The sequence below is a fragment of the Arenimonas sp. genome, assembly GCF_019459675.1.
Taxonomy (GTDB): Bacteria; Pseudomonadota; Gammaproteobacteria; order Xanthomonadales; family Xanthomonadaceae; genus Arenimonas.
On sequence record NZ_JAIBFH010000287.1, the window covers coordinates 1 to 11521 of the forward strand.

Sequence of the window (11521 nt, forward strand, 5' to 3'; positions counted from 1 at the left end):
CCTGGGCGCGGCCCTGCTCGACAGCTTCGAAGGCCAGCCGCGCGTGCGCGACTGGCTGGCCGCCGGCCATACAGATGAACCGATGACCGACCTCGCCAGCCCGACCGACCCGCTGGTGCGCATCAGCCTCCGGCTGATCACCAACTCGCCCACCCAGTGGCTGGTGGTGGTGCGCGACGTCACCAAGCTGATGCGGCTGGAGCAGATGCGCCGCGCCTTCGTCGCCAACGTCTCGCACGAGCTGCGCACGCCCCTGACCGTGGTGCACGGCTACCTGGACATGATCGAACCCGAGGAACACCCCGACCTGGCGGTGATGGTCGAGGAAATGCGCCGGCAGTCCCAGCGCATGACCCAGCTGGTGGAGGACCTGCTGACGCTGTCTCGGCTCGAGGCCCAGGAGCACCTGCCCGAGGAGCCGCTGTCGATGGCGTCCATGCTGGTCACCCTGCGTCGCGAGGCCGAGGCGCTCAGCCAGGGTCGGCACGTGGTTCGCGTCGAGGACACGGCCGGGATCGACCTGACGGGCTCCACCAAGGAGCTGCACAGCGCCTTCTCGAACCTGGTCAGCAACGCGGTGCGCTACACGCCCACCGGCGGTGAGATCACCATCCGGTTCGAGCGCACCGCCGACGGCGGCGCCCGGCTGGCCGTGCGCGACAGCGGCTACGGCATCCCGGCCCAGCACCTGCCGCGCATCACCGAGCGTTTCTACCGCGTGTCCACCAGCCGGTCACGCGAATCGGGCGGCACCGGGCTGGGCCTGTCCATCGTCAAGCACGTGCTGAACCTGCACCAGGGGCGGCTGGAAATCGAAAGCGAGGTCGGCAAGGGCAGCACGTTCGCCTGCGTATTCGGCCAGGACCGGGTGCGGGCCCGCGACGGCACCGGCGCCTGATCGTCCAGCGACGCACCCGGCCAGCGTAAACTGGCCCCAGACCCGGCCTGCGCCCCGCCGCCCAAGACCCCACACGCACCCGCCATGACCCCAGACAGCCCCGACGCCATCGACCTGCATTCGCCCGAGCTCTACCTCAACCGCGAGCTGTCGCAGCTGGAGTTCAATTTCCGCGTGCTGGCCCAGGCCCGCGACCCGCGCGTGCCGCTGCTCGAGCGCCTGAAGTACCTGTGCATCTCGTGCACCAACCTCGACGAGTTCTTCGAGATCCGCGCCGCCACCGTGCGCACGGCCCAGCAGTTCGGCGGCCCGCTGCCGCCCGACGGCATCGCGCCGACGCGCGCCCTGGAGCTGATCCACGACAAGGCCGCGGCCCTGGTGGAGGACCAGTACCGCTACTGGAACGAAACGCTGCGGCCCGAGCTCAACGACGCGGGCATCCGCATCCTCGGCCGCGAGGCCTGGAACGCCAAGCAGAAGCGCTGGCTGCACAAGTACTTCCTGGAAGAGCTGCTGCCGGTGCTGTCGCCGCTGGGCCTGGACCCGGTGCATCCGTTCCCGCGCATCCTCAACAAATCGCTCAACGTGGTGGTGGTGCTGGAAGGCAAGGACGCGTTCGGCCGCCACGGCGGCATGGCCATCGTGCGCGCGCCGCGCTCCCTGCCCCGAATCATCAAGCTGCCTTCGGAAGTGTCCGGCGGCGAGCACGACTTCGTGCTGCTGTCGGCGGTGCTCACGGCGTTCGTGGACGACCTGTTCATCGGGATGAAGGTCAAGGGCGCCTACCAGTTCCGCGTCACCCGCAACTCCGAGCTGTTCGTTGACGAGGAGGAAGTGGAAAACCTCGCCAGCGCGCTCAAGGATGAACTGGCCAGCCGCGGCTTCCGGCCCGCCGTGCGCCTGGAAATCGCCGAGCACTGCCCCAAGCCCATCCTCAATATCCTGCTGCAGAACTTCGGCCTCACCGAGAACGCCGTTTACCGCATCAACGGTCCGGTGAACCTCAACCGCGTCACCCAGGTCTACGACCTGGTCAATCGCCCCGAACTCAAGTTCCGGCCGTTCCGCCAGCTGCCGGCGGAGCTGGACGAGGACACGCCGTTCAAGTCCATCCGCGGCGGCGACGTGCTGCTGCACCACCCGTACCAGAGCTTCCAGTCGGTGCTGGACCTGCTGGCCTCGGCCGCCAACGACCCCGACGTGCTGGCGATCAAGCAGACGCTTTACCGCACCGGCAAGGACAGCAAGATCATCGACCACCTGATCACCGCCGCCCGCAACGGCAAGGACGTGACGGTGGTGGTGGAGCTGCGCGCGCGCTTCGACGAAGAGGCCAACATCCGCCTGGCCGACCAGCTGCAGGAAGCCGGCGTGCAGGTGATGTACGGCGTGGTGGGCTACAAGACCCACGCCAAGATGATGCTGATCGTGCGGCGCGAGGGCAAGAAACTGCAGCGCTACGTGCACCTGGGCACCGGCAACTACCACGCTGGCACCGCGCGGCTGTACACCGACATCGGCCTGATGACCGCCGACCCGGACATCGCCGCCGACGTGCACGACATTTTCCACCAGCTGTCGGGCCTGGCGCCCAAGATCAAGCTGCGCAAGCTGCTGCAGTCGCCGTTCACCCTGCACAAGGGCCTGCTCAAGAAGATCGAACAGGAGGCGAAGAACGCCCGCGCCGGCAAGGGCGGCCACATCATCGCCAAGATGAACGCCATCAACGAACCGCACGTCATCCGCGCCCTGTACGAAGCCTCGCAGGACGGCGCGAAGATCGAACTGATCGTGCGCGGCGCCTGCTGCCTGCGTCCGGGCGTGCCGGGCGTGTCGGACAACATCACGGTGCGATCGGTGATTGGCCGCTTCCTCGAGCACAGCCGGGTGTATTGGTTCGCGAACGGCGGCAAGCCCGAGATCTTCTGCTCCAGCGCCGACTGGATGGAGCGCAACCTGCTGCGCCGGGTGGAAACATGCTTCCCGATCGAGGACCCGGCGCTGGCAAGGCGGGTGTTCGACGAAGAGTTGGGCAACTACCTGTCCGACAACCTCAATGCCTGGCAGCTGCGCGAAGACGGCAGCTACGACCGGGTGTCGCCGACCGAGGGAGAGATGCCCTACTCTGCCCAAGGCGCGCTGCTCGCCAAACTATGCGGATGACCGGCCATGCCCACTGAAGCCGAACAGCCGCTGAAGGATGGAGAACTGCTTGCAGCCATCGACCTGGGCTCCAACAGCTTCCACATGGTGGTGGCCAGCTACACGATGGGCCAGCTGCGCATCGTCGACCGCATCAAGGAAAGCGTGCGCCTGGCCGAGGGCCTGGACGGCCGGGGCGGCCTTAACCCCGACGTGATGCCGCGAGCGCTGGAGTGCCTGGCCCGGTTCGGGCAGAGGCTGCGCGCCATCCCGCCGCATCGCGTGCGCGCCATCGCCACCAACACCGTGCGCGCGCTGAGCAACCCGCGCATCTTCCTGATGCCGGCTGAAACCGCGCTGGGCCACGGTATCGACGTGGTGGCCGGCCGCGAGGAAGCGCGCCTGATCTACCAGGGCGTGGCCAGGGGCAGCCCGTCGCCGGAGGGCAAGCGCCGGCTGGTGATGGACATCGGCGGTGGTTCGACCGAGTTCATCATCGGGCAAGGCTACGAGGCGGTGGAGCGCGAAAGCCTGCAGATGGGGTCGATCGCCACCACACGGCGATTCTTCGCAGACGGGCAACTTTCCAAGAAGCGCTGGAAGGAAGCGCGCACCGAGATCACCGCCGAGTTCCAGCAGTTCGCCAGCGCCTATCGCGCCCGCGGCTGGCACGACGCGATGGGCGCGTCGGGCACCATCAAGGCCATCTGCGACATCTCCATCGCCATGAAGCTGACCAAGGTGTCGATCACCCCCGAGAGCATCGACGCCATTCGCGAACGGCTGCTGGGCTTCGACCGGCTCGAGGACATCCGCCTGCCCGGGCTTTCCTCCGAACGCCGTTCAATCATCGCCGGCGGCCTGCTGGTGCTGGACGCGGCGTTCGCCGAGCTGGGCATCACGCGCATGCACATCAGCGACAACGCGCTGCGCGAAGGCGTGCTGTACGACCTGATCGGTCGCGCCAGCGACACCGATCCGCGCGAGGCGTCGATCGCGTCGCTCAGCCGCCGATACGGCGTGGACCCCGTGCAGGCGAAGCGGGTTGAAGCCACGGCGCTGGCCCTGTTCGACCAGGTGGAAGCCGACTGGGCGCTGGAGCCCGACGACCGGCGCCTGCTGTCGTGGTCGGCCAGTATCCATGAACTTGGCCTGGCCATCGCCCACAGCCAGTACCACCAGCACGGCGCCTACGTGGTGGAGCACTCCGACATCGCCGGCTTTTCGCGCACCGAACAGCAGATCCTGGCCGCGCTGGTGCGCAACCATCGCCGCACGCTCAGCCAGGGCAGCTTCAACAAACTGCCCGACCGCCTGGTGGCCAGTACCCAACGCTGCGTCCTGCTGCTGCGCCTGGCGGTGCTGCTGCACCGCAGCCACGACCGCGAACCGCTGCCCAGCCCCCACCTTGAAGCGGATGGCTCGGCCCTGACGCTGGGCCTGCCGGGGCGCTGGCTGGAAAACCATCCCCTCACCCGGTCCAACCTGGACACCGAGTGCGAGTCCCTGCAGGAGATCGGCTACACGCTCAACATCCAGGCCCGCTGAACCCGGCGCCGGCGTCACATCCGTGCCATCGCCCCGTCATGCCGCTGGCATTTTCCGGCGCAACACTGGCAGCCATGGACAGACAGCTGCACGTGGAACTGGTGACAGAAACCTATCCGCCGGACGTCAACGGCGTCGCCCTCACCGTGCACTCGCTGGAACAGGGGCTGCGCCAGCTAGGCCACACCGTGGGCGTCGTGCGCCCCCAGCGCGACGACGAGAACCCGCGGCCCGACCCCGACGTGATGCTGGTGGAGGGCGCGCCCATACCGCGCTACCCGGGCCTGCGCTTCGGCCTGCCGGCCGGCAAGCGGCTCACGGCGCGCTGGCAGGCGCAGCGGCCGGACGCCGTTTACATCGCGACCGAAGGCCCCCTGGGCTGGTCCGCCCTGCGCGCCTGCCGGCGCATGGGCATTCCGGTGGCCACCGGTTTCCACACCCGCTTTGACGACTATGTGGGTCGCTACGGCGCCGGCTTCCTGAGCCCTTGGGTGTTTTCATGGCTGCGCCGTTTCCACAACAAGGCCGACGCCACCCTGGTGCCAACCCGCGAGCTGCAGGAATCGCTGACCCAGCAGGGCTTCCGCCATGTGCAGCGGTTGGGACGCGCCGTGGACACCCGCGAATTCCACCCGGCCTGGCGCGACACGTCGCTGCGCGAATCCTGGGGGGCGGGCAACGGTCCGGTGGTGCTCAGCGTGGGCCGCATCGCGCCCGAGAAGAATCTGCCGCTGGCCGTGCGCTGTTTCCGCCGGCTGCAGCAAGAGCGCCCCGATGCCCGCTTCGTTTGGGTGGGCGACGGCCCGGCGCGCGCCGAACTGCAGGCGGCCAACCCCGACTTCATCTTCACCGGCGTGCAGAGGGGTGAAAGCCTGTCGCGCCATTTCGCCAGCGCCGACCTGTTCTGCTTCCCCAGCCTTTCGGAAACCTTCGGCAACGTAACCCTCGAGGCCATGGCCAGCGGCCTGGCCACCGTGGCCTTCGACTACGGCGCGGCGCGCGAGCACCTGCGCGACGGGATGCACGGCGCAACCGCCGCATTCGGCGCGGAAGACGATTTCCTGGAGGCCTTCCACGCCACGGCGCTGCGGCCCGACCTGGAGGCGCTGGGGGCCGCAGGGCGCAGGGCGGTGCTGCATCTGAACCCGGACCGGGTCGCCCTCGATTTCGCCCTGCTGCTGGCGTCCATCAACGAGCGGCGGCGGGCGGCATGAGCGCCCGCGCCCGGCCAACGGTTTCGCGCGAACACGGCTGGTGCCTTGCGGCCAACCGCTGGGGCGCACGCGCCATGGTGCGCGCCTACTTCCGCGGCGTAAGCCGCCTGGGCGACGGCGCCTTCTGGTATGCGCTGATGGCGGGCCTGGTGCTGGTGGACGGCTGGCGCGGCCTGGAGGCTACGGCACAGCTGGCGGCCACCGGCGCCGTGGCGCTGATCCTCTACCGCAAGCTCAAACGCTGGACGAAGCGTCCGCGCCCGTGCGCCGCCGACGGCCGCATCCGTGCGTGGATCGCACCGCTGGACGAGTTCAGCTTTCCGTCCGGCCACACCCTGCATGCGGTGTCGTTCACCGTGGTGGCCCTGGCGCATTACCCGGCGCTGGCCTGGCTGCTGCTGCCGTTCACCGCCAGCGTGGCGATGTCGCGCGTGGTGCTGGGCCTGCACTACCCCAGCGACGTGCTGGCGGCCACCGGCATCGGTGTGGCGCTGGCCTCGCTGTCGCTGTTGGTGAGCCCCGTGGCGGCCTGACGCCCGATCCAGGCGTCCACGCGGCGCTCCAGCAGTTCCAGCGGCAGGTCGCCGCCGGTCAGCACCAGGTCGTGGAAGTCGCGCAGGCTGAACTTCGGACCCAGCGCTGACTTGGCCTTCTCACGCAGCGTCAGGATCTTGTTCATGCCCACCTTGTAGGCCAGCGCCTGGCCGGGCATCACCAGGTAGCGTTCGATCTCGGCCACCACGTCGGTCTGGGGCATGCCGGTCTTGTCGAGCATGTAGTCGATGGCCTGTTCGCGGGTCCAGCGCTGGTCGTGCATGCCGGTGTCCACCACCAGCCGCACCGCGCGGAACATCTCGGCCTGCAGGCGGCCCAGATCGTCCAGCGGGTCCTGCTGCAGGCCGATTTCCCACGCCAGCCGCTCGCTGTACAGTGCCCAGCCTTCCGAGAAGGCCGTGAACGGCAGCACCTTGCGGAACGTCGGGACGCCGGTGAGTTCCTGCTGGATGGTGGTCTGGAAGTGATGGCCCGGGATGGCCTCGTGGATGGCCAGGGTCCGCATGCCAAACCGCGCCACCTCGGCGGTGTTGCGCAGGTTGATCGAGAAGATGCCCGGCCGCGAGCCGTCCATCGCCGGCGGGTTGTAGTAGGCGCCGGGCGCGGTTTTCTCACGGAACTCCGGCACGCGTTCGACCTTGACGCCCTGCCTGGGGCGCACGTTGAAGTAGGGGCCGATGCCGGCGTCCACCTCGGCGATGATTCGGGTGAAGTCGGCGATGATCGCTTCGCGGCCTGCGTCGGTGTCCGGGTACAGCTGGTCCGGGCGTTGGGCGATGGCCTGCATGCGCTGGCCCACGCTGCCTTCCGCGAGTCCCTGGGTGACCAGGATGTCGTGCATCTGCGCTTCGATGCGGGCCACCTCGTCCAGACCCAGCTGGTGGATCTGCTGCGGGGTCATGTCGGTGCTGGTGTGCATGCGGGCCGACCAGGCGTAGTAAGCCGCGCCGTCGGGGAGCGCCCAGACGCCATGGTTGCCGGTGGTCTTGGCCAGCAGGGCGTCGTAGTAGGCGATGAACTTGCCGTAGGCCGGATAGACCTGCCCGGTGATGGCGGCTTCGGCCTGCGCCAGCAGCGAATCGCGATCGCCGTCGGCCAGGCTGCCCGCCGGCAGCTTGCCGATCTTCTCGGCCAGCGAGGTGTAGAGAATGTTTTCCCGGGCCGGCGCCGCGGTGAAGGCGCGCATCTCGGCCAGCACTTTCTCAACCACGAACGTGGGCGGCACGATGCCGGCGGTTTCGCGGGCGCGCAGGCCTTCCATTACCTGGTCCACCATCAGCGGCGCCTTGCCCAGCCGGGAAATATAGTTTTCGGCGTCGCGCGAAGTCCGCACCGGATGCTGGGTGGCCAGGAAGGTGGGGAAGCCGTTCTGGATGCCGAACAGCTGGTTGAGCGGGTAGTCGTGGTGGCTGAAGCGCTCGCCCTGGGCTTGGATGTCCAGGAAATATTCCAGCACGTCGTAAGACAGCTGGGCGCTGTCATCCAGGCTGGCGCGGTCGTAGCTTTGCAGCGTGGCCAGGTCGTCCCGCAGCTTGGCCTGCATGCGTGACTCCCGGGCCAGGGAGCGGTCGGTCAGGTCGTCGCTGAACCAATCCATCCAGGGCGGCACGATACCCAGGCTGCTGAGCATTTCCGGGTCGTCCACGGCGTACTCGATGAAGACCCGCTCGTAGAACCAGCCGATCTGCAGGGGTTTGCCGTAAACCGTGTGCAGCACCAGCGCGCTGCCCAGCACGAAGGCGGCCAGCACCAGCCACAGGGCGAGTCGGAACAGGGTTTTCATCGGCAAGGCTCCCGGGGACCGCCGAAAGATAGCAGAGGCGGCCAGCCAGCCACCCTGCCGGGGGTCATGACCTATAAACTGGCGGCATGAACTACCGACACGGCTTCCACGCCGGCAACCACGCGGACGTGCTCAAGCACCTGGTGCTGATAGCGCTGCTGGATGCGCTCAAGCGCAAGGAGTCCGCCTTTTTCGTGCTCGACACCCACGCCGGTCGCGGGCGCTACGACCTGTCCGGTGGCCAGGCCACCAAGACCGGCGAGGCCAACGCAGGCATCCGCAAGCTCTGGGCCAGCCAGGCCAGCGGCCCTCCGGCCCTGGCCAACTATCTCAAGGCCGTGGCGGCCAGCCAGGCCGGCGCCCCCAACAGCTACCCGGGGTCTCCCCTGCTGGTGTCCCAGGCCCTGCGCCCGCAGGACCGGTTCGCCGCCTGTGAAGTGGTGGCCGACGAAGCCGCTGCGCTCAAGGCCCTGCTGTCGGGAGACCCGCACTCGCACGTGCACCACCGCGACGGCTACGCGGCCATCAAGGCCATGCTGCCGCCCAAGGATGGCGCCACCCGCCTGGGTCGCGCGCTGGTGCTGGTGGACCCGCCCTACGAAGCGCAGGAAGCCGAGTACCCGCTTATCGTCGCCGCCCTGGCCGACGCCCTGCTTCGATTCCCGCAGGCCATGTTCGCCGTCTGGTACCCGATCAAGCAGCGCCCCAGCCTGCACCCGTTCTTCCGCAAGGTCTCCGCGCTGCCGGCCAAGTCGGTGCTGGCGGTGGAACTGCTGGTGCGTCCCGACGATTCGCCGCTGCGCATGAACGGCAGCGGCATGCTGCTGGTGAACCCGCCCTGGCAAATAGAGAAAGAAATCGAACCCGCGTTGAAACCCCTCGCCCAGGCCATGGGCGAAACCGGCGCTTCCTGGCGCCTCACCTGGTTGAAGCAAGACAAGGCCTGAGCCATGCATCCGATCAAAGCCCGCCGCACCCACTACAGCGAACGCGGCCCCGTGCCGCAGGACGTCATCAGCACCGTTGATTTCGAGCTGCCGCCGCTGGCCGAAGGGCACGTGCGCGTGGCCGTGCTGGCCGCGCCGATCAACCCGTCGGACGTACTCACCCTCACCGGCGAATACGGCATCCTGCCGCCGCTGCCGGCCGTGGGCGGCAACGAAGGCGTGGGTCGGGTGATCGAAGCCGCCGCCGACGTGACGAACCTGGCCCTGGGCACCGTGGTGCTGCTGCCGGTGGGCTGCGGCACGTGGACCACCCATCTGGACCTGCCGGCCAAGCATCTGGTGGCCCTGCCCTCGGGCGTGGACCCGGTGCAGCTGTCCATGCTGACCGTGAACCCGCCCACCGCCCTGCTGATGCTCACCGAGTTCGTGGACCTGCAGCCGGGCGACTGGGTGATCCAGAACGCGGCCAACTCGGCCGTGGGCGGTTACCTGGTGCAGCTGGCCAAGCTGCGCGGCATCAACACCATCAACGTGGTTCGCCGTGCCTCGGCCGTTGACGCGGTGAAGGCCAGCGGCGCCGAACACGTGGTGGTGGACGCCGACGACCTGCCCAAGCGGGTGCACGCCGTCACCGGCGGCGCGCCCATCAAGCTCGCCATCGACTGCATCGGCGGCGTGGCCACCGAAAACCTCGCCCGCTGCCTGGTCGAAGGCGGCACGCTGGTGAACTACGGCGCGATGAGCGGCGAGCGCTGCATGATCTCGCCGCGCTACTTCGTCTTCCGCGACATCACGCTGCGCGGCTTCTGGCTGTCGCAGTGGTTCAAGAAGGCCACGCCGGCGCAGCGCATGGCGGTGTTCGGCGAAATCGCCAAGCTCATCGCGGAGGGCAAGCTGGAGGCGCGCGTGCAGGCCACCTACGACCTGGACCACATCAAGCAGGCCGTGCAGGCCGCCGCCAGCGGCGCCCGCGACGGCAAGATCGTGCTTGAACCCAACGGCCCGAGCCGCGCAGCCATCTGACGGGGCACACGTCCATGAAGAACGACGACGACGCCGCGCGAAAACTGTTCGGTCCGTCCCTGGACGCGCTGGACGAAACCGCACGCAAGGTCGCCCGGCACATCGCCGGGCGCAAGCACATCGCCCGCGACACCAGCCTGGACGACGTCGGCACGTCCAGCTTCGGCGACCGCGCGGCCGACGCCGTGGCGACGTTCGGGGGCTCGTGGCCCTTCATCTTCCTGTTCTTCGCGGTGCTGGCCAGCTGGATCGTGGTCAACGCGCTGCTGCTGGCAAAGACCGGCAGCACCTTCGACCCCTACCCTTACATCCTGCTGAACCTGGGCCTGTCGATGCTGGCCGCCATCCAGGCGCCCATCATCCTGATGTCACAGAACCGCCAGGCCGACAAAGACCGGCGCGCGGCGCTGCACGACTATGAGGTGAACCTCAAGGCCGAACTCGAGATCATGCTGCTGCACGAAAAGATGGACCTGATGCGCGGCCAGCAGTGGAACGACCTGCTGGCCCTGCAGAACCGCCAGCTCGAGCTCCTCGAGCGCCTCGCCCCCCGAGCCGAGCCAGGCCGGGAATAAAAGGGGCTCTCCACACAAGTCCGGGGATCGGTGGACGGTCGCTTCCTGCGTGATCCCGTTGCACCGCAGCTTGATGGGTGCAGACTCGACACTCGAGACTCAAGTACCGAGTACCGAGTGCCGACGGATGGCTGATGACGGGTGGCTGTGGCTTTGCGCGTTCCGGCTCCGTTGACCGTCGGTGCCGGTCGGCTCTGACCCTTTCACGGCACCCCGGGAGTACCTATGCGCGGTTTCCTTTTCTGTCTTTATCTGGCCACGCCTTGGGCGATGGCCGCCCAGCCCAGCGATCAGGACACGCTGACCATGGGCCAATTCCAGCCGGCCGCCGGCCATTCCGAGGCGAGCTATCGTTGCGGCGCGACCAAAGTAACGGCACGTCATGAGTCCGTACTCGTGGACGGCATCGCACGGACACGGGTGGCGACCCTCTCCGGCGCGCGCACTTTGAACGCCGCCGAGATCGCCAAGGTCAACGCCCTGGTCAACGGCGCGTTGATCGTCGGCATCGGTGTCGGTTGCCTTGGTGACAGCGCGCAGTTCACGATCACGACTTGGTCGCCCACGAAAGCCGAGGCTGGTGCCGTGCTAGTAACGATCGGCTACAACGGTGAGCTGAAGCTGCTTTGATGTGCGCCAGTCGAATGAGGGTCTTTGGAGTGGTTGTGGCCGGGAGCAGAGCTGGCGCCAGGGCGGCTTCCGACCCGAAGCGGACGTCTGCCGCTAACGGGTGGATTCCGAGATCAGAAGTACAATCGCGCGTGTGATCCCGGCCTCTTCTCGGAACCATGGCCAAGCAATCAACGGAGCTGTGATGATCGCCCTTTCCCTTCGAC

Annotated in this window: 10 protein-coding genes; 9 read left to right on the top strand and 1 reads right to left on the bottom strand. The window is 68.0% G+C overall.

Annotated elements, in window-relative coordinates:
• From phoR to K0M70_RS09765, 5 genes are all read left to right on the top strand, one after another.
• Window positions 1-898 (top strand): phosphate regulon sensor histidine kinase PhoR (gene phoR / locus K0M70_RS09745; protein ID WP_290781677.1); only part of this gene is annotated, 898 nt, incomplete at its 5' end.
• Window positions 899-982: 84 nt separating this feature from the next.
• Window positions 983-3061 carry a polyphosphate kinase 1 gene (ppk1, locus tag K0M70_RS09750; RefSeq protein ID WP_290781678.1) on the top strand — a complete coding sequence of 693 codons (2079 nt, stop codon included), beginning with the start codon at window positions 983-985 and terminating at the stop codon, window positions 3059-3061.
• A gap of 6 nt (window positions 3062-3067) precedes the next feature.
• Window positions 3068-4588, top strand: a complete 1521-nt coding sequence (gene ppx / locus K0M70_RS09755) for an exopolyphosphatase (protein ID WP_290781679.1) — start codon at window positions 3068-3070, stop codon at window positions 4586-4588.
• A gap of 86 nt (window positions 4589-4674) precedes the next feature.
• Window positions 4675-5802 (top strand): glycosyltransferase family 1 protein, encoded by a 1128-nt coding sequence (locus K0M70_RS09760; protein ID WP_290781685.1) that lies wholly within the window; start codon window positions 4675-4677, stop codon window positions 5800-5802.
• 74 nt (window positions 5803-5876) lie between these two features.
• Window positions 5877-6335, top strand: a complete 459-nt coding sequence (locus K0M70_RS09765) for a phosphatase PAP2 family protein (RefSeq protein WP_290781686.1) — start codon at window positions 5877-5879, stop codon at window positions 6333-6335.
• Here K0M70_RS09765 and K0M70_RS09770 read toward each other — a convergent pair.
• On the bottom strand, window positions 6251-8140 hold the full coding sequence (locus tag K0M70_RS09770) for a DUF885 domain-containing protein (RefSeq protein WP_290781680.1): 1890 nt from the start codon (window positions 8138-8140) through the stop codon (window positions 6251-6253). The genes K0M70_RS09765 and K0M70_RS09770 overlap by 85 nt on opposite strands.
• Window positions 8141-8226: 86 nt before the next feature.
• Between K0M70_RS09770 and rlmJ the strand changes: the two genes are divergently transcribed.
• From rlmJ to K0M70_RS09790, 4 genes are all read left to right on the top strand, one after another.
• A complete protein-coding gene (rlmJ, locus tag K0M70_RS09775; protein WP_290781681.1) occupies window positions 8227-9087 on the top strand; it encodes a 23S rRNA (adenine(2030)-N(6))-methyltransferase RlmJ in 861 nt (286 codons plus the stop codon).
• Window positions 9088-9090: 3 nt separating this feature from the next.
• Window positions 9091-10110, top strand: a complete 1020-nt coding sequence (locus K0M70_RS09780; protein WP_290781682.1) for a zinc-dependent alcohol dehydrogenase family protein — start codon at window positions 9091-9093, stop codon at window positions 10108-10110.
• Window positions 10111-10124: 14 nt separating this feature from the next.
• On the top strand, window positions 10125-10685 hold the full coding sequence (locus tag K0M70_RS09785) for a DUF1003 domain-containing protein (protein WP_290781683.1): 561 nt from the start codon (window positions 10125-10127) through the stop codon (window positions 10683-10685).
• 225 nt (window positions 10686-10910) lie between these two features.
• Complete coding sequence (locus K0M70_RS09790; RefSeq protein ID WP_290781684.1) at window positions 10911-11315, top strand: hypothetical protein; 405 nt, start codon at window positions 10911-10913, stop codon at window positions 11313-11315.
• The last annotated feature ends 206 nt before the right edge of the window (window positions 11316-11521 follow it).

What these genes read in the sequence shown, in the direction of transcription:
- ppk1 (WP_290781678.1), top strand. Translation starts at nt 983, where the DNA reads ATGACCCCAGACAGCCCCGACGCCATCGACCTGCATTCGCCCGAGCTC.
- ppx (WP_290781679.1), top strand. Translation starts at nt 3,068, where the DNA reads ATGCCCACTGAAGCCGAACAGCCGCTGAAGGATGGAGAACTGCTTGCA.
- K0M70_RS09765 (WP_290781686.1), top strand. Translation starts at nt 5,877, where the DNA reads ATGGTGCGCGCCTACTTCCGCGGCGTAAGCCGCCTGGGCGACGGCGCC.
- K0M70_RS09770 (WP_290781680.1), bottom strand. Translation starts at nt 8,140, where the DNA reads ATGAAAACCCTGTTCCGACTCGCCCTGTGGCTGGTGCTGGCCGCCTTC.
- rlmJ (WP_290781681.1), top strand. Translation starts at nt 8,227, where the DNA reads ATGAACTACCGACACGGCTTCCACGCCGGCAACCACGCGGACGTGCTC.
- K0M70_RS09780 (WP_290781682.1), top strand. Translation starts at nt 9,091, where the DNA reads ATGCATCCGATCAAAGCCCGCCGCACCCACTACAGCGAACGCGGCCCC.
- K0M70_RS09785 (WP_290781683.1), top strand. Translation starts at nt 10,125, where the DNA reads ATGAAGAACGACGACGACGCCGCGCGAAAACTGTTCGGTCCGTCCCTG.
- K0M70_RS09790 (WP_290781684.1), top strand. Translation starts at nt 10,911, where the DNA reads ATGCGCGGTTTCCTTTTCTGTCTTTATCTGGCCACGCCTTGGGCGATG.